The following is a 19,193-nucleotide window of genomic DNA, read 5'->3' on the forward strand; positions in this document are numbered from 1 at the left end:
AGCGACTCGTGCAATGAAACTGGCGCCAGCCCAGCTGGGCAAACATGTGCAGGGGGCATTGGCGCCGATCTACATGGTCAGCGGCGATGAACCCCTGTTATGCCAGGAAGCCACCGATGCTATCCGTAGCGCGGCGCGGGCGCAGGGCTTCGACGAGCGCCAGGTGTTCAACGCCGACCCGAACTTCGACTGGGGTACCCTGCTCCAGGCGAGCGCGAGCCTGTCCTTGTTTGCTGAAAAACGCTTGCTTGAACTGCGCATGCCCGGCGGCAAACCGGGCGACAAGGGTGCCGCGGCCCTGATCGAATACTCGGCGCGTCCTGCCGACGATACCGTGCTACTGATCAGCCTGCCCAAGCTGGACGGCAGCACACAAAAAAGCAAATGGGCCTCAGCCTTGATCAATGCGCCCCATGTGCAATTCGTGCAGGTGTGGCCTGTAGACGCCAGCCAGTTGCCTCAGTGGATCGGCCAGCGGCTTGCCCAGGCGGGCCTCACCGCTCACCCTGACGCCGTGCAATTGATTGCTGAACGGGTAGAGGGCAACCTGCTTGCCGCTGCGCAAGAGGTGGAAAAGCTCAAACTGCTGGCTGAGGGCACCCAGGTCACCCTTGAAACCGTGCAGGCAGCCGTAGCCGATAGCGCCCGCTTTGACGTGTTTGGCCTGGTTGACGCTGTGCTTGCAGGGGATGCTACTCATGCGCTGCGTATGCTCGAAGGGCTGCGCGGTGAGGGGGTAGAGGCCGCCGTGGTCCTGTGGGCTTTGGCGCGGGAGCTACGAACGCTGGCGGGCGTAGCCCAGCTATACGGCCAGGGCATCCCGCTGGACAAAGCGTTCAGCCAGATGAAACCGCCGGTATGGGATAAGCGCAAAGCCATCGTGGGCAAGGCCATGCGGCGCTATACGGCCCTGCGTTGGAACCTGCTGTTACAAGATGCTCAACACCTAGACGCACAGGTCAAAGGGCAAGCACCAGGCTCTGTGTGGGCCGGGCTTTCTCGGCTGGTGCTGATGATGACGGGCCAGCGTTTCGCACTTCCTGCGCAATAGCCCCTTGGCGGGCCCTGGCCCCGGCGTGTTAAGGTTTCCCTTACCTCTGTATGCCTGGGCAATTGCATGTTTTTTCGCCGTATCTGCCGTCATCGCTCCAGCCGGATCATCGCCGCGTCCAGCCTGTTCTTCCTTGCCGCCTGCTCCGAAACGCCCACCGCTGCCGACGCGCTGCCTGGCAGCCCTGCAGCGGCAACAGCAGTCCCCGCCGATGCTGTGCCTGCACAGAGTTTTGAGCAGTGGCAAGCAGCCTTCCGCGCTCACGCGCTTCAATCTGGCATTCGCACCGATGTGTTTGATAACGCCTTCAAAGGCGTGACGCCAGACCCTTCCGTGATCGAAGCAGATCGCAGCCAGCCTGAATTCAGCCGCCCCGTATGGCAGTACCTGGACAGTGCCATTTCGCCCGTACGCGTGCGTAAGGGGCAGGCCCTGCTCAATCAGTACGCGGCTGACCTGCAGCGCATCGAGCAGCGCTTTGGCGTAGACCGCCAAGCCTTGGTGGCCGTGTGGGGTATGGAAAGCAGCTTCGGCCAGTTCCAGGGTGACAAGTCCGTGATCCGGTCGCTGTCGACGTTGGGCTACGAAGGGCGGCGCCCTGGGTTCGCTCAGGAGCAACTGGTCGCCGCGTTGCAGATCCTGCAGAACGGCGACATCGACGCGGCTCATATGCTGGGATCTTGGGCGGGTGCCATGGGCCAGACCCAATTCATCCCTACCACTTATAACGCCCATGCAGTGGATTTCGATGGCGACGGGCGCCGTGACATCTGGAACAGTGCGGTAGACGCGCTGGCCTCTACTGCGCAGTACCTGCAAGCCTCTGGCTGGCAGCGTGGCCAGCCTTGGGGTATGGAAGTGCAGCTACCTGCAGGCTTCGACTATGCCCAAGCGGATGGCAGCCTGCGCAAACCTGTAAGCGAATGGCTGGCCCAAGGCGTGAAACTGCCGCCGGGCGCGGTAGTAGCGCCCGCAGTGGCACAGCAGCAGGCCAACCTGTTGCTGCCAGCTGGCTACCGTGGCCCCGCATTCCTGGTACTAGACAACTTCAGGGCCATTCTCAAGTACAACAACTCATCGTCCTATGCCTTGGGTGTGAGCCTGTTGTCCCAACGCTTCAGCGGCGGTGGGTACGTGCAGGGCGCATGGCCCACTGACGACCTCCCCCTTAGCCGTACCGAACGTATCGAGTTGCAAACGTTGCTAAGTGCTGCCCAGTACGACGCCGGCGCCCCAGATGGGATTATCGGCAGCAATACCCGCAAGGCCATTCGTGCAGCCCAGCAAGCCCGTGGTTGGCCGGCGGACGGGTATCCTACACACAAGCTGCTGGAGAGTTTGCGCCAGGGGCAGTGATGGCTGTAAAAGCCTGTTCGCGGGCTACGCCGGCTCAGAGCGGCAGGCATCGGCTTCTGTGGGAGCTGGCGCAGCCAGCGAATGTGAAGGTATTGCACTCGCGGGCTGCGTAGCGTGGTTCTTTAATAGGTGATGGGCTGAGCCAGCCTCACCTGCTGACGGTCCGCATCCAGTACCACTTGGGCGCCAAGCGGCAAGGTCAGGTTAGGATCGCAGTGGCCACTGCGCCAGCCTGCCAGGATCGGAATGTTCAGGTGAGCGAAGGTGGCCTGAACCAGCTCGAACAGCGGTGCTTGTTCGACTTTCGCCACATCGCCCAGCAGTACCCCTTTCAAGCCCTTGAACTTGCCTGCCAGCCGCAGTTGGTTAAGGGTGCGATCTATGCGAAACAAGGGCTCGTTGACGTCTTCGATAAACAGCACGCTGTCTTGGGTATCAATGGGCCACGGAGTACCCAACGAAGCGCCTATCATGGTGAGGTTACCGCCTGTCAGGCGCCCTTCTGTCGTGCCACTGGCCAATGTTGTCAGCGGGAACTCAGAGGGGTGCTCAATAACATCCCCCTCCCCTAGCACCCCGCGCAGCATCTGCAGCAGCAGGGCCTCGGTAGGCGGCAGGCGCGGTGTCAGCAGGTCTGGGCGCATCATTGGCCCATGGAACGTCACACACCCTGTTTCCAGCCACAGCGCCTGGTGCAGTGCAGTCAGGTCGCTGTAGCCCACAAAGGGCTTGAGGTTGGCAGCAATCAAAGCGTAATCGATCTGGTCCAGCAGCCTGGGGCTACCGTACCCACCTCGAATGCACAGGATGGCGGCGATATCAGGGGCCGCGAAGGCAGCATGCAGGTCCGCCAGGCGTACTGCGTCACTGCCTGCCAGGTAGCCAGCCTTTTGCGATACACCGGGGTAGATCTTTAACCGGTAACCGTGCCCCTCTGCCCACAGGTGGGCAGCAGCATGGTCGAAGTCGGCAGGGCCTGCGGGGGCGATCAACGCCAGGCAGTCACCTGGGCGCAGTGCCCGCACAGGCCTGCCATAGTGCGTGGTCAAAGCTTGATCTTCGCCTCGTGGGCCTGCTGGTCCGCGTGATACGAAGAGCGCACCAGGGGGCCTGACGCGACGTTCTTGAAGCCCATGCGGTACCCTTCTTCGGCGAACCAGGCGAAGGTGTCCGGGTGAACGAAGCGCTGTACCGGCAAATGGCTGCGGGAGGGTTGCAGGTACTGGCCGAGGGTAAGCATGTCGATGTCGTGCTCGCGCATCCTGTGCATGACTTCGATCACTTCTTCGTCGGTTTCGCCCAAGCCCAGCATCAAGCCGGATTTGGTAGGCACTGTGGGCACACGCTGCTTGAATTTCTGCAGCAGGTCCAGCGACCAGTCGTAATCCGAACCTGGGCGGGCGGCCCGGTACAGGCGTGGCACGGTTTCCAGGTTGTGGTTAAACACGTCTGGCGGCTCCTGAGCCGTAATATCCAGAGCGACGTCCATGCGGCCACGGTAGTCCGGTACCAGTGTTTCCAACTGTACGCCTGGCGACAGCTTACGGATTTCCCGCAGGCAATCGGCAAAATGCTGGGCACCGCCGTCACGCAGGTCGTCCCGGTCCACCGACGTGATCACCACGTACTTCAGGCGCAGGTCTGCGATGGCCACGGCAAGGTTGTGCGGCTCATCCGCGTCCAGGGCTTTCGGGCGGCCATGGCCAACGTCACAGAACGGGCAACGGCGCGTGCAGATATCGCCCATGATCATGAACGTAGCGGTACCGCCGGAGAAGCATTCGCCTAGGTTCGGGCAGGACGCTTCCTCGCACACGCTGTGCAGCTTGTGCTTGCGCAACAGTTGTTTGATACGGTCCACTTCCGGCGATACCGGGATGCGAACACGAATCCAGTCCGGCTTCTTCGGCAGTTCGTCCGTGGGGATGATCTTTACCGGAATGCGCGCAACTTTTTCAGCGCCACGCAGCTTTACGCCCGCTTCCACTTTTTTAGGCGCCGAGGGCTTCTGGATCGCCACTTCAGGGCTTGCGACGGTGTCTTGGGCAATAGTCATATCAGTCGATTCCGCCCGTGAGGGTCGTCTGCTCAGCATAATCGAGGTGTTCGACGAGCTGCGCCTGCAGCCTTGCACTCACCTCACACATTTGGACACCGGGGGCATGGTCGGCCAGTTGCGTCATCGCAAGGCCGGCGTAGCCGCACGGGTTGATTCTCTGGAACGGACGCAGGTCCATGTCCACATTCAGGGCCAGCCCATGGAACGAGCGGCCATTGCGAATACGCAAGCCCAGCGAGGCGATCTTGGCCCCTTGTACATATACACCCGGTGCATCGGGCTTTGCCGAACCGCTGACCCCATAGCTGGCGAGCACAGCCACCAGCGTGTTTTCGATACGGGTTACCAGTTCTCGCACGCCGAACCCGCGCTCGCGCAGGTCCAGCAGCAGGTAGGCTACCAGTTGGCCGGGCCCGTGATAAGTCACCTGGCCACCGCGGTCCACCTGCACCACCGGAATGTCCCCCGGCAGCAGCAGGTGCTCTGGCTTGCCTGCCTGGCCCTGCGTGAACACGGGAGGGTGTTGGACCAGCCATATTTCATCACAAACCTGGCGCTCGCGGGCTAGGTCGGTAACACGACGCATGGCCTGCCATACCGGTTCGTAAGGTGTCAGGCCTAGCTCGCGAAAGCCCAGGCAACCCTGCATCACAACACCATGTGCACGAAGCCGGTGGCACGCAGGGCGCTATTGATATCGCGTAGCTGCTCTTGCCCGGTTGCAATGATGTGCAACTGGATGGTGGTGTATTTGCCATTGCTGCTTTGCCGCTCCGCCAGGGTATTGATGTCCACCTTGGCGTATTTGGCGAGAATTTCGATGACCGCGTCCTTGAACCCTACCACCGTATCGCCAATCACCTTGATGGGATAGTCGGGGCAAGGGAACTCAATGATATGAGACTTTACATCGGTGTCTGTCATGGCAGTGACGGCCTCATCAAGCCGTGGAAAAAAGCTACCCCTCCCGCAGCCGCAGGCTGGGGAGGGGTAACCGACGGTTCGTTAGTTGAACAAGCCGTAGAAGAATAGGCGAATGCTATCCCACAACCGGCGGAAGATACCACCCTCCTCAACCGCGTCCAACGCAATGAGGTCTTTGGTTTCCACAACCTTGTCACCGTTTTTCACTTCAACCTTGCCCACCACCTGGCCTTTTTCAATAGGCGCGGTCAGTTGTGGGTTCATGGTCATGCTGGCCTGCAGGTTTTTGAGCTGGCCACGTGGCAGGGTCATGGTGAGGTCTTCAGCCAGACCAGCCTTCACTTCGTTGGTAGTGCCTTTCCAGACGGGTGCCTTGTTCAGCTCGGCGCCGGCCTTGTAGAAGGTCTGGGTTTCGAAGAAGCGGAAGCCGTAGGTCAGCAGCTTCTGAGTTTCCGCCGCACGGGCCTGCTCGCTGCTGGTACCGAATACGACAGCGATCAGGCGGGTGCCGTCACGGACCGCCGATGCCACCATGCAATAGCCTGCCTCCTGGGTGTGGCCGGTTTTCAGACCGTCAACGGTCTTGTCACGCCATAGCAGCAGGTTACGGTTGGGCTGCTTGATGTTGTTCCAGAAAAACTCTTTCTGGGAGTAGATCGCGTAGTGTGCCGGGTCTTCATGAATGATGGCCCGTGCCAGGATCGCCATGTCGTGGGCCGAAGCGTAGTGGTCCGGGTTAGGCAGGCCAGTGGGGTTCATGAAGTGGCTGTTTTCCATGCCCAGCTTCTTGGCGGTCGCGTTCATCATGTCGGCGAAGGCGTCTTCGCTGCCAGCAATGTGCTCTGCCAGGGCAACGGTAGCATCGTTACCGGACTGGATGATGATGCCGTGCAGCAGGTCACTGACCGTGACTTGGGAACCCACCTTGATGAACATCCGGGAGCCGCCAGTACGCCAGGCATTTTCGCTGACCGTGACCAGGTCGTTCTCGCCGATCTGACCACGGCGGATTTCCAGGGTCGCGATGTAGGCAGACATCAGCTTGGTCAGGCTGGCCGGGGGCAGGCGTTCATCGCCAGCGCTGTCGATCAGCACATTGCCACTGGACGCCTCCATCAGCACGTAGGCACGCGCCGCCAACTGAGGGGCGGCCGGAACCATTTGGTCGACGGCCCAGGCGGTGGGCGAAAGCAGCAAGGGAACTAGCAGGCACAGGCGTTTGGCAAAGTTGGTGATGTTCATCCGTCTCTCGAGATTACTGATGGCACAGGCCCTGAGGGCAAATCTTTAAAAGCCTTGTCAGGGCTTACGTGGGTTGCCGTCCTTGGCGCACGCTCGCAGGGAGCATGAAGCGTTGCAGGTGCAGGTTAGTCTGCCGTGACCATGCTGGGCGAGCCAAGCCTGGCCAGGCGCACACTGTTCTGCACTTGCTGTGCTTCATCCTGGGTTCCGATCGGCCCCAGCCTCACGCGATAGAGCGTTTGCTGGTTGCGAACCGTAGGGCTGGTAAAGGCCGGAGCCTTGACCATGGTACTGAGCTTCGAACGGAGCAGCTCGGCAGCGTCCGGGTTGGCGAAGGCTCCCACCTGGAGATAAAGGCCAGTTGCCTGCGCAGAAACGTTTTTTTTTGGGTCCATGACAACGGGTGCCGTTGCCACGGCGTGCTGCTCAGGCGGCGGGGTGTACTGTTCCACCGTTCCTGTGGACGGCAGCAACGCCGCCTGTGCCTGCGCAGCCTGCACAGGCTCTAGCACCATCGGTGCTGGCCGCCCGCGCTGGGCCCACCATTGCTGCGGGTCGATGCCTTCCACCCGAACCCGAGCGGTGCCGTTTTCGGCATACCCCAACTTCTTCGCAGCGGCGTAGGACAGGTCGATCACACGGTCAGAATAGAACGGCCCGCGGTCGTTCACACGCAGGATCACCGAACGGTTGTTATCCAGGTTGGTAACACGCACATAGCTGGGCAGGGGCAGCGTCTTGTGGGCTGCACTCATGCCATACAGGTCGTACACCTCACCGTTAGCTGTGTTCTGGCCATGAAACTTGGTGCCGTACCAGGAAGCCGTACCCACTACGTTGTAGCTGCTGGCACTAGGGATCGGGAAATAGGTTTTGCCCAGTACCGTGTAAGGGTTGGCTTTGTAAGGGCCTGTATGCAGCGTAGGCACCGCGTCGGGAATACGCGAGATGTCCACATCCCACCAGGGCGCACCGTCTTTGTGGGCACGGTTTATATCCAGGCCGGGCTTGGCGCGCACGGTGTAGGTGCTGGTGCCGGTAGACGTACCCTGCGGGGCCCGGCTGCTGGAGCAACTGACAACCAGCAAGGCCAGCGCGCCATAGAGCGCCAGTTTCAGTGGTGTGCGAAACGGCAAAGCCCGCATTACTTGTTGCCCCGTGCTTGAACCAGCATTTGCGACAGTTGGTGAACGGCCATAGCGTACATCGCGCTGCGGTTGTAGCGCGTGATCACGTAGAAGTTCTTCAGGCCCATCCAGTACTCAGGGCCAGCCGCCCCGTCCAGCTTGAAGGCAACGACCGGCAAGTCATCGCGCAGCGCATCATGACTCGACCACCCCAGCGCTCGCAACTCCCCTACGGTTTTCGTCGGGTCCAGGCCGGGGCTGAGCCCTTCGTCCGCGCGCTCGCCTCGTACGTCGGCACGGCTGACCACGGGCTCGCCAGACACCCAGCCATGGCGGCTGAAGTAGCTGGCTACACTGCCGATGGCATCGGTAGGGTCGCTCCAGATATTGATATGGCCGTCACCGTCGAAGTCCACCGCGTAGGCGCGGAAGCTGCTAGGCATGAACTGCGGCAGCCCCATGGCACCGGCATAGGAGCCCTTGAGGGTCATGGGGTCGACCTGCTCATCCCGCGCCAGCAGCAGGAATTCGCGCAATTCCTTGCGGAAAAAGTCTGCACGGGGAGGATAGTCGAAGCCCAAGGTGGACAAGGCGTCGATCACTCGATAATTGCCGGTATTGCGGCCGAAGAAGGTTTCCACGCCAATAATGGCCACGATCACCTGGGCAGGCACGCCGTATTCCTGCTCTGCACGGGCCAGAGCAGCCTCATGTTGGCGCCAGAAGTCTACACCACGAGCGATACGTGCATCGGTAATGAAGATGGGGCGGTAGTCTTTCCAGGGTTTCACCCGCTCGGCCGGCCGGGAGATGGCGTCCAGAATGGCCTGCTTGCGCTCCACTTCACGGAACACACCCATCAACTGCTCGCCGGCGAAACCATAGTCGCGGGTCATTTCACCTACGAATTCGGCCACCTGGGGCGACCCTTCGTAGTCGCCGGCGACCGATGTAGCTGGCGTGCCAAGGATGCCTGCCAGGCCGACCCAAGGAGCGTATCGAGCGACCCAGCCGCGCATTGCTTGCATTGACATCTTCACCTTATTCAAACCTGAGCGATCCACTTGCGATGGGTATGGACCGACATCAAAACCCCAAACGCTGACAGTAGTGTCACAAGCGAAGTTCCGCCGTAACTAATGAAGGGCAAGGGCACGCCAACTACAGGTAGAAGGCCGCTGACCATGCCGATGTTTACGAATACATACACGAAAAAAGTCATGGTGAGGCTGCCCGCGAGCAGTTTCCCATACAGGGTTTGTGCCTGAGCCGTAATTACCAGCCCACGGCCGATCAACAGCAGGTAGATCAGCAACAGGGCACAGATACCTACCAGGCCAAACTCCTCGCCAAGGACCGCAATGATAAAGTCCGTATGGCTTTCGGGCAAAAAATCCAGGTGGGACTGGGTGCCCAGCAGCCACCCCTTGCCAAATACCCCGCCCGAACCGATGGCTGCCTTGGACTGGATGATGTTCCAGCCTGTGCCCAAGGGGTCACTTTCTGGATCCAGGAAGGTAAGGATTCGCTGCTTCTGGTAGTCATGCATGATGAAGAACCACATGGCGACCGCTACCGGCACCGCTGCAGCCACCACGCTGATGATCCAGCGCCAGCGCAGGCCTGCCATGAACATCACGAAGGCCCCAGATGCCAGGATAAGCAAGGACGTGCCCAGGTCTGGCTGCCGCACGATCAGCACGAAGGGCACACCAATCAGTGCCAAGCTGATTGCCACATGCTTGAGATGAGGCGGCAGCGTACGCTTGGACAGATACCAGGCAATGGTCGCCGGCATGATGATTTTCATGAACTCCGAGGGCTGGAAGCGAATCACCCCAGGGATGTTGATCCACCGAGTCGCCCCCATGGCGTTGTGGCCCATCACATCCACCACCACCAGCAATATCACGCCCACCACGTAGGCCAGGGGCACCCAGCGGGCCATGAACCTGGGTTCCAGCTGAGCAATGACGAACATGGAGACCAGGCCGATCCCGAACGAAGTAGCCTGCTTGATCAGCAGGTCCCAGCTTTTTCCACTGGCCGAATACAGCACGAACAAGCTGCCCGTGGCCAAGGTCAGCAGCAGGACCAGCAGCGGCCCATCAACATGTATACGTTGTAGAAACGTGGCGCGACGGCGCATCACATCTTCGCTGGACAGAATACGGTCGAAATTATTCTTCACGGGCCGTGACCTCCGGGGTCGAACCGCTGGCGAACTGGGGCTTCAGCTGGCCATCAGGGCCCAGCAGCCAAGCATCCATCACCTGCCGAACCACGGGTGCAGCCACACCCGAGCCTGCCTCGCCATTCTCGACCATCACCGCTACCACGATTTTTGGCCGTTCTGCCGGGGCAAAGCCCACGAACAAGGCGTGGTCACGATGGCGCTCTTGCAGCTTGTTGCGGTCATAGCGCTCACCCTGCCTGATGGCGACCACTTGGGCGGTACCACTTTTACCCGCAATGCGGTACTGGGCGCCCAGTGCAGCCTTGCGCGCTGTACCTCTGGCGTTCTGCATCACCTGTTCCATACCATGGGTGACACGCGCCCAATCTGCCGGGTCGCGCAGCACGATATCCGGCATTGGCGAGAGGTCCTTCGGCGGCTGGTTTTCGATTGCACGCGCCAGGCGAGGGCGATTCCAGCGGCCTTTGTTGGCGATCAGCGCGGTGGCTTGTGCCAGCTGCAGCGGGGTAACCTGCATGTAGCCCTGGCCGATCCCCAGGATCAAGGTTTCACCGGGGTACCACACCTGGCGGCGGGTAACCCGTTTCCATTCACGGGAGGGCATCAACCCAGGCGACTCTTCAAACATGTCCAGGGAAACCTTTTTGCCGATACCGAAACGCCCCAGGTATTCACCTAGGCGGTCGATTCCCAGCTTGTGCGCCAGGTCATAGAAATAGGTGTCGTTGGAACGCATGATGGCGGTGTCCAGGTCAACGAAGCCATCACCACTGCGGTTCCAGTTACGGTACTTGTGGTCGTAGTTGGGCAGCGTGTAATAGCCCGGATCGAACACCCTTGTGGAGGGCGTAACCACACCACTGTCCAGCCCTGCGATGGCAACAGCCGGCTTGATAGTGGAGCCTGGCGGGTAAAGCCCGCGCAATACGCGGTTGAACAGCGGCCGATCGATGGAATCACGCAGTTCGGCATAGGTCTTGAACGGAATGCCGGTCACGAACAGGTTGGGATCGAAACTGGGCTGACTGACCATGGCGAGCACTTCGCCTGTGGCCGGGTCCAGCGCTACGATGGCGCCGCGCCGCCCGCCCAACGCGGCTTCGGCAGCCTGCTGCAGCTGGATATCCAGGGAGAGCACGATGTCCTTGCCCGGAATCGGATCGGTCCGCTTGAGTACCCGCAGCACACGCCCCCGGGCGTTGGTTTCGACCTCCTCATAGCCCACCTGGCCATGCAGCTCGGGCTCGTAGAACCGTTCGATGCCTGTCTTGCCGATTTGGTGAGTACCGCTGTAATTAACGGGGTCGAGGGTTTTGAGTTCTTTTTCGTTGATTCGCCCCATATAGCCCACAGAGTGTGCGAAGTGTGCACCCTCTGGATAGTGCCGAGTGAGCTGAGCCACGACTTCAACGCCAGGTAATCGGAACTGGTTTACGGCGATACGGGCAATCTGCTCTTCGGTCAGCTCCTGCATCACGGGCACAGGCTCGAAAGGCCTACGGCCCTGGCGCATACGCTTTTCGAAAAGCGCCCGGTCCTCTGGTGTGAGTTCCAGCATCTCGACGATCAGGTCCAGTGTGCCCTCCCAGTCCCCTGCCCGTTCACGGGTGACGCTCAGGTTGAAACTAGGCCGGTTGTTGGCAATGATCACGCCATTGCGGTCGTAGATGAGCCCACGGCTCGGTGGAATGGGCTGGACGTGCACCCTGTTGTTCTCGGACAACGTGGAGTGGTACTCGTACTGGATGACCTGGAGGAAATACAGCCGCGCCACCAGCACAGCGATCAATGCCACAACTACCACAGCGCCCACCACCACGCGCCCACGCACAAGGCGGGCGTCTTTTTCGTGGTCCTTGAGGCGGATCGGCTGCGACATCTGAAAAGGCTTTAGGGCTTATTTGTGATAGGGATGGCCGGACAGTACCGTCCAAGCCCGGTAGACCTGCTCGCCGATCAGGATACGCACCAGCGGGTGAGGTAGCGTAAGTGCCGACAGTGACCACCGCTGGTCAGCACGCGCGCATACTTCCGGGGCCAGCCCTTCCGGGCCCCCCACCATGAAGTTCACGGTGCGGGCATCCAGGCGCCAACGGTCGAGTTCACCCGCCAGTTGCTCGGTGCTCCAAGGCTTGCCGTGCACCTCCAGCGTCACAATACGCTCGCCAGGTTGCACCTTGGCCAGCATGGCTTCACCTTCCTGGCGCATGAACCGGGCAACGTCGGCATTCTTGCCACGCGTATTGAGCGGGATCTCGACCAGTTCCAAGGGCAGCTCGGCGGGTAGCCGGCGGGCATACTCATGCCAGCCCTCTTCTACCCATTTCGGCATGCGCGAACCCACGGCAATCAGACGTAAACGCACGGGGGCGGTTATTCCTGGTCGGCGCCGTGCTGATCGGGCGCGTGCTGGGCGCGGCTTTGCTCGGCCCCATGCCACAGACGCTCCAGGTCGTAGAACTGACGCGCGGCAGCGGTCATCACATGCACGATCACGTCGCCCAGGTCCAGCAGCACCCAGTCGCTGTCGCCCTTGCCTTCCTCGCCCAAGGGCTGAACACCCTTTTCCTTCACCTTTTCACGCACATGCTCGACCATGGAGTTCACATGGCGGCCAGACGTACCGGTGGCGATCAGCATGTAGTCGGCAATACTGGTCTTTTCCTTCACATCGATGCTGAGGATGTCCTGGGCCTTGATGTCTTCCAGCGCAGCGGTGGCCAACTGGACCAGTTCTTCGCTCTTCATTGTGTGCTTCTTCATATAAAACTCTTCAACTCGTGTATTCGGGGCGCGGGGTATCCCGTCGTTGCCCGGTCAGTTGGGCGCACGGTACAGCCCGTGCGCCTCGATGTAGGCCAATACTGCGTCCGGCACCAGATAACGAACCGACTTACCGCTGGCCAGCAGCTGGCGGATCTGGGTAGCGGACACCGCCAAGGGCGTCTGCCAGACGAAAGCAATGCTGCCGGAGGGCCCATGGAGGCCTGTCGGCGAGCCGACCGCACGGGCGGCCAGCAAATTACGTAGTGCATCCGGGGGTTCGCTATCGGCGTCCGGCCGCTGCAACACAATGATGTGGCAGTGCGCCAGCAGCTCATTCCAGCGATGCCAGCCTGGCAGGCCGCAAAAAGCATCCCAGCCCAGCAAAAGAAACAGCTGGTCATCCGTTGCCAGCTCATCACGCACCGCCTCAAGGGTTTCGATGGTATAGGAGGGCCGCTCCCTCAGCAGCTCCCTGCCATCCACGCACAAGGGGGCAATATCTTGCACGGCCTGCTGAACCATGGCCAGCCGCTGTTTCGGGCTTACCTGGGGTTCCCCACGGTGAGGCGGCCGCGCATTGGGCACCAGCCTGAGTTCATCCAGCGCCAGCATGTCGGCCACTTCCAGCGCGCTGCGCAGGTGACCGATATGCACAGGGTCGAATGTGCCCCCTAGCAGACCAATTCGCCGGGCGTGGGCTGACGCCGGTGCAGGCTCATTCAATGGCCGTTCGACTCGCCACGCAACTGGCCATCACCGACGACGACATACTTTTCGCAGGTCAAACCTTCCAGGCCCACGGGGCCTCGGGCATGCAACTTATCGGTGGAAATACCGATCTCCGCGCCTAGCCCGTACTCGAACCCGTCGGCAAAACAGGTAGGGGCATTGACCATGACCGAAGCTGAATCCACCTCGGCCATGAAACGCCGGGCTTCGCCCTGATGGTCAGTCACGATTGAATCTGTGTGATGCGAGCCATAGTGGTTGATATGCTCGATGGCTTCATCCAGCCCACTGACCACGCGAATCGACAAGACAGGTGCCAGGTATTCGGTGTGCCAGTCCTGTTCGGTCGCCGGCAGTGCCTCGGTAAGCTCACGCGTACGTTCGCAGCCCCGCAGTTCCACACCGTGCTCACGCAATTGCGCCGCCATGCCGGGAACAAACGCAGCGGCCACAGCGGCATCGACCAACAGGGTTTCCATCGCGCCACAGATGCCGTAGCGGTAGGTTTTGGCGTTGAAGGCAATGCGCTGGGCCTTCGGCAGGTCTGCATGGGCAGACACATACACATGGCAAATGCCGTCCAGGTGCTTGATGACCGGCACACGTGCGTCACGACTGATGCGCTCGATCAGCCCACGGCCGCCGCGAGGAACGATGACGTCCACGAACTCGGGCATGGTGATCAGTGCGCCTACGGCTGCACGGTCTGTGGTTTCGACCACTTGCACCACCGCAGCGGGCAGGCCGGCAGCCTCAAGGCCCTGGCTGATGCAGGCGGCAACAGCCCGATTGGAGTGAATGGCTTCGGAGCCCCCACGCAAGATTGTCGCATTGCCGGACTTCAGGCACAGGCTGGCGGCATCGATGGTCACATTAGGGCGTGACTCGTAGATGATGCCGACCACACCCAGTGGTACGCGCATCTTGCCCACCTGGATACCTGAGGGGCGATAGCTCATGTCACGAATGGCACCCACCGGGTCGGGCAAGGCTGCCACCTGGCGCAGGCCTGCGATCATGCCATCGATACGCGCAGGCGTAAGGGCAAGGCGATCCAGCAGAGCAGCTTCCAGGCCGTTGGCGCGAGCAGTGTCCAGGTCCAGCTGGTTGGCCTCGGCCAAGGCGTGGCGGGCGTGGTCCAAGGCATCGGCGGTGGCCAGCAACGCTTGGTTCTTGCGGCCCGTGCTGGCGCGTGCAATAACCCGGGCCGCAGCGCGGGCTGCGTGCCCGAGGCGGTGCATGTAGTCGAGGACAGGCTCAGTCATGGTTCCACGGCTTGGAAAATAGGAAAGCCGCTGATTATAACTGTGACCGGTAGCGACTAACAGCGGTGCCGGGCAGATGGTTACAAACAAGTACGATCGCCCCGTGAAACCGTTCCCAATGGCTTGCTATTATCCACCCCACTCTTTCAACGGTTGGTGACATGCCCGTATTCAATCCCCTGCCCGACGCCTTTTTTGACCGGGATGCCCTTCTGGTGGCCCGCGAACTGCTCGGCAAGGTCATCCGCCATCGCCAGGGTGCCTATTGGCTGGCGGCGAGAATCATCGAAACCGAAGCCTATTACCTGGACGAGAAAGGCAGCCATGCCTCACTGGGATATACCGAAAAGCGCAAGGCGCTGTTTCTCGACGGTGGGCATATCTACATGTACTACGCCCGTGGCGGGGATTCGATGAACTTCAGTGCGAAAGGGCCTGGCAACGCGGTGCTGGTCAAGTCCGCCTTCCCTTGGGTAGATGAGCTGAGCGATGCCAACGCCCTTGCGCAAATGACCCTCAACAACCCTGACGCCAGCGGCCAGCCACGCCCACCCGAACGCTTGTGTGCCGGGCAAACCCTGCTCTGCCGGGCATTGAACCTGAAAGTGCCGGACTGGGACGCCCGCCGTTTCGACCCGGCCAACCTGTTCGTGGACGACGTAGGCGCTCTGGTACCACAGGTTATACAGGCCACCCGCCTGGGTATTCCTCAAGGCCGTGATGAACACTTGCCGTACCGTTTTGTCGATGCTCAATACACGCGTTTCTGCACACGTAACCCACTGCGTCGCGGGCAGGTGGAAGGGCGTGACTATCAGCTACTGACCCAAGGACTCTGAGCATGCATGCCTGGCTGGGCACTATAAACCAATGGCTGAGTGCCAACCCGGAATGGCTGGGCGTGACCATTTTCGTGGTGGCCTGTATCGAGTGCCTGGCTGTGGCCGGGCTGATTGTGCCTGGCACCGTGGCCCTGTTCGCGGTCTCGGCCCTGGCAGGCGGGGGCGCCCTGAGCCTGGGAGACACGTTACTACTGGGTTATGCGGGCGGGCTGCTGGGCGATGGCCTGTCCTATGCCATTGGCCGTGGCCTCAAGGACAGAATCCCGCACCTGCCAGGCCTGCGCAGCCATCCGCAGTGGCTCACCACCGCTGAAAACTTCATTACACGTTATGGGGTGGCCAGCCTGTTGGTGGGCCGCTTCATTGGCCCCCTGCGCCCCATGCTGCCGATGGTAGCCGGCATGCTGAAAATGCCGCTGCCTCGCTTTGTACCGGTGAGCCTGCTGGCCGCAGCCGGTTGGTCCATCGCTTACCTGCTGCCTGGCTGGATGGCTGGCGCGGCAGTGCGCCTGCCGTTGCCTCCGGGCTTCTGGCCACAGGCTGCAGTTGTCGCAGTGGGGCTTATAGCGTTGATCGGCCTTGCTGTTAACAGCAGCCTTCGCCGGCAACCCAGTGCCACAGTGATTACCAGCGCGGCCAGCTTTGTGCTGATGCTGGGCGTGTTTCTGGGCTGGCCCTACCTTGCCCATTTCGATGAGGGCCTGGTAACTCTCGTACAAGAGCACCGTAGCGAAGTACTGGACCGGTTCATTGTGGGTGTGACGCGCCTTGGGGACTTCCGCACACAGCTCTTCGCAGGCGCTTTACTGACCACCTTGCTGCTGATCGCGCGCCACTGGCGCCATGCATTGTTCGCAGGTGGCGTGCTGGTATGTACCGCACTGGGCAATGGCACCTTGAAATGGCTGTTCGCCCGCACACGCCCGGAGGTGCTCAGCCACCCCCTTAGCACCTACAGCATGCCCAGTGGGCACAGCTCAGCGTCCTTTGCGTTCTTCCTGGTGCTGGCGATTCTTGCAAGCCGGGGGCAGCCACCCCGCATGCGGCTAACCTGGGTAGGGCTGGCCTGTATCCCTGCCCTGTCCATTGCCCTGTCACGGGTCTACCTGGGCGCCCATTGGCCTACGGATGTGCTGGCAGGCGCTTTGCTGGCCGTGTTCGTGTGCGCTGCCGGCCTGGCGATCACCTTGCGGGTACATCGCCTTGAACCGCTAAGCTGGCGCACCTGGTTACTGATCCTTGTACCCTGCCTGCTACTCTTTGGCTGGTTCACCTGGCACGATTGGGCAGACGCCCTTACACGCTACGCCTACTGAGCCGCCCGCTGCGGGGCAACGTTATCGCTCAGGCTTGTAGTTCGCCTTGCATGCGCTCCAGCAATGCCTGGAGTGCTGCCAGGCGGGCGCCAGGCTCAGCGATGCCTAGCAATCTGAGCTTGTCGCGGTCGTCGAACGGCAGCAGGTAGGCCAGCCGATTGGCGAGGGCTTGGCGCCCCTGCGGCGGGCCGTCCATGTCCAGCCCAGCGACCATAGGGTGGTCGGTGAGCGCCGCCAGCAGTACCAGAAGGTCCTCGTCCTCATTCTGCACAGGCTCCTCAGGGGCCTCCTCCAGCCAGTGGACGTCGGCGACGATCAGTTGGTCGCGCTGAACCTCTACGCGCTCAACCTGGAAGCGCCGGCCACCTTCAATCCGGATACCTAGCAAGCCATTGTCTTGCTGCTGGAAATCCAACACCCGCGCTTCGCAGCCCAGCGCAGCGTGAGCAGTGGCGGCTTCACCCACTTCACTGCCCTCCAGAATGCACACGATGCCAAAGCCTTCGCCCTGCTTCATGCAACGCCCGATCATGTCCAGGTAACGGGCCTCGAAGAGTTGCAAGTCCAGTTTGCAACCGGGAAACAGTACGGTATTGAGCGGAAACAACGGTAACGTCATCTGGCTTTCCTCTATACAAACAGGCTGACGGCCAAGGGCAGGAAGACCGCAGTGGCCAGTCCCATCAGGCTCATGCCTAACGCAGCAAACCCGCCGCAGGTTTCACCCTCTTGCAGAGCAACGGACGTACCCACGGCATGGGAGGTCAGCCCTAATGCCATACCGCGCGCTTCCGGTGCCTGCACCTTGAGTAGCCGCAGAATGCCTGGGCCGAAAATGCCGCCGATGACGCCGGTGGTCAACACGAACACGGCGGCCAATGCTGGTACACCGCCCAGCTGGCCAGCCACCAGCATGGCAATGGGTGAGGTGACGGACTTGGGTGCCATGGTCATGAGTGTTTCGTGATCTGCACCAAAGCACCAGCCCAGCCATACGCCAGACGCAGTGGCCGCCAGCCCGCCGATAATCAGTGTAAGTACCGTAGGCCAGAACAGTTGCCGTATACGCCGCAGGTTCAGAAACAGAGGAACCGCCAAGGCCACCGTTGCTGGCCCAAGCAGGGTGGCGAGGATCTCCGTGCCGTGCCGATATTCGGCATAACTGATGCCACACGCCAACAGCACGCCCACCACCAGCAGCATCGATAGCAGCACCGGCTGGAGAAACACCAGGCGCGTGCGCTCGTAAAGGGCCATGGCGGCTTGATACGCGCCCAGGCTCACACCAATGCCAAAGAGGGGGTGGTGGGTAACCGAGGCCACTGCACCCTGCCAGTCAAGCATCGCGACCACCTTCGGGCTGCCCGACCTTAAGGTTGATCAAGCGGTTCATCAGCCACCCTGTCAGGCCAAGCGAAACCATCACCGAGATGCCCAGTGCGCCCACGATTGCCCAGAAGTGCTGAGCAATCACCGAGGCATAGACCATGACCCCAACAGCAGGCGGCACCAGCAACAAGGGCAGGTAGCGCAGCAGGCTGGAGGCCGCCAGCTCGATAGGCTGGGGCACATCACCCCGGTACATCAACCAGCCCAGCAGGCAAAGCAGCCCTATGATGGGCCCTGGCAGCATGGGCAGGAACAATTGATGAATGGCCGTGCCGAACAGTTGGAACAGAATCAGCCAGGTCAGCCCTCGCAACAACATAGCCTTCCTCCTCGTGGCGGCTTGAAGTGGGCGGCATTATAGGCATGGTCTCACTGCACCGTATTCAGGATCTGCCCATGCGCCAGGTACCCGCCCATCACTTGAAAGACTTTATCGGCCAGGAGCTGGGCTGCTCCGACTGGCTGCTGATCGATCAGGCCCGCATTGATCGGTTTGCGGATGCCACAGGCGATCATCAATACATCCACGTAGACCCCGTGCGTGCTGCCAGTGGCCCTTTCGGTACCACCATTGCCCATGGCCTGCTGACCTTGTCACTGATTCCAGGCCTGCTCGACGGCTTGCTGGTGCTACCCGAGGGCCTGCAAACGACCGTCAATTACGGCCTAGACGCGGTACGCTTCCTACAGCCTGTGCCTGTGAATGCCCAGGTGCGGCTGCGAGTGACCCTGCTGGGCGTGGATGAAAAACGCCCAGGCCAGTGGTTACTAAAGGTTCAGGCTACTCTTGAGATCGAAGGCCAGGCCAAACCTGCCTGTGTGGCAGAGCCTCTTTTGCTGTGTTTCGTCTGAGCCGCGCCGGTAACCGCGCCAAGGGCTGTATACAACCACAGCTTGTGCGGCATACTCGGCGCCTTGATTGCCCGGACC

General features: G+C 61.1%; 21 protein-coding genes. 5 read left to right on the plus strand and 16 right to left on the minus strand.

From position 1 onward, the window contains the following. Positions 1-13 precede the first annotated feature (13 nt). Positions 14-1,051, plus strand: a complete 1,038-nt coding sequence (gene holA, locus ACSAMW_RS11860; protein WP_500590507.1) for a DNA polymerase III subunit delta — start codon at positions 14-16, stop codon at positions 1,049-1,051. 66 nt (positions 1,052-1,117) lie between these two features. Next, positions 1,118-2,407, plus strand: coding sequence for a lytic murein transglycosylase (locus tag ACSAMW_RS11865; RefSeq protein ID WP_500590508.1), 1,290 nt, complete (start codon positions 1,118-1,120; stop codon positions 2,405-2,407). Between the two features lie 122 nt (positions 2,408-2,529). On the opposite strand, the gene ACSAMW_RS11870 is transcribed toward ACSAMW_RS11865, so the two are convergent. From ACSAMW_RS11870 to ACSAMW_RS11930, 13 genes are all read right to left on the minus strand, one after another. Next, a complete protein-coding gene (locus tag ACSAMW_RS11870; protein WP_500590509.1) occupies positions 2,530-3,456 on the minus strand; it encodes a S66 peptidase family protein in 927 nt (308 codons plus the stop codon). Beyond that, on the minus strand, positions 3,453-4,463 hold the full coding sequence (gene lipA, locus ACSAMW_RS11875; RefSeq protein WP_178089027.1) for a lipoyl synthase: 1,011 nt from the start codon (positions 4,461-4,463) through the stop codon (positions 3,453-3,455). The genes ACSAMW_RS11870 and lipA overlap by 4 nt, the downstream gene beginning before the upstream one ends. Before the next feature lies 1 nt (position 4,464). Beyond that, a complete protein-coding gene (gene lipB, locus ACSAMW_RS11880) occupies positions 4,465-5,115 on the minus strand; it encodes a lipoyl(octanoyl) transferase LipB (RefSeq protein WP_500590510.1) in 651 nt (216 codons plus the stop codon). Then, positions 5,115-5,390 carry a DUF493 domain-containing protein gene (locus tag ACSAMW_RS11885; protein WP_168085112.1) on the minus strand — a complete coding sequence of 92 codons (276 nt, stop codon included), beginning with the start codon at positions 5,388-5,390 and terminating at the stop codon, positions 5,115-5,117. Before ACSAMW_RS11885 ends, lipB begins: the two co-directional genes overlap by 1 nt. Before the next feature lie 81 nt (positions 5,391-5,471). Further along, positions 5,472-6,632: a D-alanyl-D-alanine carboxypeptidase family protein gene (locus ACSAMW_RS11890; protein WP_168085113.1), complete on the minus strand. Its 1,161-nt coding sequence runs from the start codon at positions 6,630-6,632 to the stop codon at positions 5,472-5,474. A gap of 125 nt (positions 6,633-6,757) precedes the next feature. Beyond that, positions 6,758-7,777, minus strand: coding sequence for a septal ring lytic transglycosylase RlpA family protein (locus tag ACSAMW_RS11895; RefSeq protein ID WP_500590511.1), 1,020 nt, complete (start codon positions 7,775-7,777; stop codon positions 6,758-6,760). Next, positions 7,777-8,787 (minus strand): lytic murein transglycosylase B, encoded by a 1,011-nt coding sequence (gene mltB, locus ACSAMW_RS11900; protein WP_500590512.1) that lies wholly within the window; start codon positions 8,785-8,787, stop codon positions 7,777-7,779. Before mltB ends, ACSAMW_RS11895 begins: the two co-directional genes overlap by 1 nt. A gap of 17 nt (positions 8,788-8,804) precedes the next feature. Further along, positions 8,805-9,908 (minus strand): rod shape-determining protein RodA, encoded by a 1,104-nt coding sequence (gene rodA, locus ACSAMW_RS11905; RefSeq protein WP_500594028.1) that lies wholly within the window; start codon positions 9,906-9,908, stop codon positions 8,805-8,807. Positions 9,909-9,939: 31 nt separating this feature from the next. After that, a complete protein-coding gene (gene mrdA, locus ACSAMW_RS11910; protein WP_500590513.1) occupies positions 9,940-11,835 on the minus strand; it encodes a penicillin-binding protein 2 in 1,896 nt (631 codons plus the stop codon). An 18-nt stretch (positions 11,836-11,853) separates the two neighbouring features. Further along, entirely contained in the window at positions 11,854-12,321 is a 468-nt protein-coding gene (gene rlmH, locus ACSAMW_RS11915) for a 23S rRNA (pseudouridine(1915)-N(3))-methyltransferase RlmH (protein ID WP_500590514.1), read from the minus strand. A gap of 8 nt (positions 12,322-12,329) precedes the next feature. After that, entirely contained in the window at positions 12,330-12,719 is a 390-nt protein-coding gene (rsfS, locus tag ACSAMW_RS11920) for a ribosome silencing factor (protein ID WP_500590515.1), read from the minus strand. A 54-nt stretch (positions 12,720-12,773) separates the two neighbouring features. Further along, positions 12,774-13,445: a nicotinate-nucleotide adenylyltransferase gene (gene nadD / locus ACSAMW_RS11925; RefSeq protein WP_500590516.1), complete on the minus strand. Its 672-nt coding sequence runs from the start codon at positions 13,443-13,445 to the stop codon at positions 12,774-12,776. Next, entirely contained in the window at positions 13,442-14,716 is a 1,275-nt protein-coding gene (locus ACSAMW_RS11930) for a glutamate-5-semialdehyde dehydrogenase (protein ID WP_500590517.1), read from the minus strand. The genes nadD and ACSAMW_RS11930 overlap by 4 nt, the downstream gene beginning before the upstream one ends. Before the next feature lie 161 nt (positions 14,717-14,877). Here ACSAMW_RS11930 and ACSAMW_RS11935 point away from each other — a divergent pair, with 161 nt between their 5' ends. Continuing rightward, complete coding sequence (locus ACSAMW_RS11935; RefSeq protein ID WP_500590518.1) at positions 14,878-15,555, plus strand: DNA-3-methyladenine glycosylase; 678 nt, start codon at positions 14,878-14,880, stop codon at positions 15,553-15,555. A 2-nt stretch (positions 15,556-15,557) separates the two neighbouring features. Next, positions 15,558-16,874, plus strand: coding sequence for a bifunctional DedA family/phosphatase PAP2 family protein (locus ACSAMW_RS11940; RefSeq protein WP_500590519.1), 1,317 nt, complete (start codon positions 15,558-15,560; stop codon positions 16,872-16,874). 28 nt (positions 16,875-16,902) lie between these two features. On the opposite strand, the gene ACSAMW_RS11945 is transcribed toward ACSAMW_RS11940, so the two are convergent. The 3 genes from ACSAMW_RS11945 to ACSAMW_RS11955 are packed head-to-tail and all read right to left on the minus strand — an operon-like array spanning position 16,903 to position 18,582. Beyond that, positions 16,903-17,493 carry an LON peptidase substrate-binding domain-containing protein gene (locus tag ACSAMW_RS11945; protein ID WP_500590520.1) on the minus strand — a complete coding sequence of 197 codons (591 nt, stop codon included), beginning with the start codon at positions 17,491-17,493 and terminating at the stop codon, positions 16,903-16,905. A gap of 11 nt (positions 17,494-17,504) precedes the next feature. Next, positions 17,505-18,218, minus strand: coding sequence for an LrgB family protein (locus ACSAMW_RS11950; protein WP_500590521.1), 714 nt, complete (start codon positions 18,216-18,218; stop codon positions 17,505-17,507). Beyond that, positions 18,211-18,582 (minus strand): CidA/LrgA family protein, encoded by a 372-nt coding sequence (locus ACSAMW_RS11955; RefSeq protein WP_500590522.1) that lies wholly within the window; start codon positions 18,580-18,582, stop codon positions 18,211-18,213. The genes ACSAMW_RS11950 and ACSAMW_RS11955 overlap by 8 nt, the downstream gene beginning before the upstream one ends. 77 nt (positions 18,583-18,659) lie before the next feature. On the opposite strand from ACSAMW_RS11955, the gene ACSAMW_RS11960 reads away from it, so the two are divergent. Further along, positions 18,660-19,115, plus strand: coding sequence for a MaoC family dehydratase (locus ACSAMW_RS11960; protein ID WP_500590523.1), 456 nt, complete (start codon positions 18,660-18,662; stop codon positions 19,113-19,115). Positions 19,116-19,193 lie beyond the last annotated feature (78 nt).

This window comes from Pseudomonas sp. AB39(2026), assembly GCF_059831485.1.

Coding starts and splice junctions, on each gene's coding strand:
- rodA (WP_500594028.1), bottom strand. CDS start 9,908: ATGCGCCGTCGCGCCACGTTTCTACAACGTATACATGTTGATGGGCCG.
- mrdA (WP_500590513.1), bottom strand. CDS start 11,835: ATGTCGCAGCCGATCCGCCTCAAGGACCACGAAAAAGACGCCCGCCTT.
- ACSAMW_RS11960 (WP_500590523.1), top strand. CDS start 18,660: ATGCGCCAGGTACCCGCCCATCACTTGAAAGACTTTATCGGCCAGGAG.
- ACSAMW_RS11890 (WP_168085113.1), bottom strand. CDS start 6,632: ATGAACATCACCAACTTTGCCAAACGCCTGTGCCTGCTAGTTCCCTTG.
- ACSAMW_RS11940 (WP_500590519.1), top strand. CDS start 15,558: ATGCATGCCTGGCTGGGCACTATAAACCAATGGCTGAGTGCCAACCCG.
- ACSAMW_RS11865 (WP_500590508.1), top strand. CDS start 1,118: ATGTTTTTTCGCCGTATCTGCCGTCATCGCTCCAGCCGGATCATCGCC.
- ACSAMW_RS11955 (WP_500590522.1), bottom strand. CDS start 18,582: ATGTTGTTGCGAGGGCTGACCTGGCTGATTCTGTTCCAACTGTTCGGC.
- ACSAMW_RS11930 (WP_500590517.1), bottom strand. CDS start 14,716: ATGACTGAGCCTGTCCTCGACTACATGCACCGCCTCGGGCACGCAGCC.
- lipB (WP_500590510.1), bottom strand. CDS start 5,115: ATGCAGGGTTGCCTGGGCTTTCGCGAGCTAGGCCTGACACCTTACGAA.
- mltB (WP_500590512.1), bottom strand. CDS start 8,787: ATGCAAGCAATGCGCGGCTGGGTCGCTCGATACGCTCCTTGGGTCGGC.
- ACSAMW_RS11895 (WP_500590511.1), bottom strand. CDS start 7,777: ATGCGGGCTTTGCCGTTTCGCACACCACTGAAACTGGCGCTCTATGGC.
- holA (WP_500590507.1), top strand. CDS start 14: ATGAAACTGGCGCCAGCCCAGCTGGGCAAACATGTGCAGGGGGCATTG.
- ACSAMW_RS11950 (WP_500590521.1), bottom strand. CDS start 18,218: ATGCTTGACTGGCAGGGTGCAGTGGCCTCGGTTACCCACCACCCCCTC.
- ACSAMW_RS11935 (WP_500590518.1), top strand. CDS start 14,878: ATGCCCGTATTCAATCCCCTGCCCGACGCCTTTTTTGACCGGGATGCC.
- ACSAMW_RS11945 (WP_500590520.1), bottom strand. CDS start 17,493: ATGACGTTACCGTTGTTTCCGCTCAATACCGTACTGTTTCCCGGTTGC.
- ACSAMW_RS11885 (WP_168085112.1), bottom strand. CDS start 5,390: ATGACAGACACCGATGTAAAGTCTCATATCATTGAGTTCCCTTGCCCC.
- rsfS (WP_500590515.1), bottom strand. CDS start 12,719: ATGAAGAAGCACACAATGAAGAGCGAAGAACTGGTCCAGTTGGCCACC.
- lipA (WP_178089027.1), bottom strand. CDS start 4,463: ATGACTATTGCCCAAGACACCGTCGCAAGCCCTGAAGTGGCGATCCAG.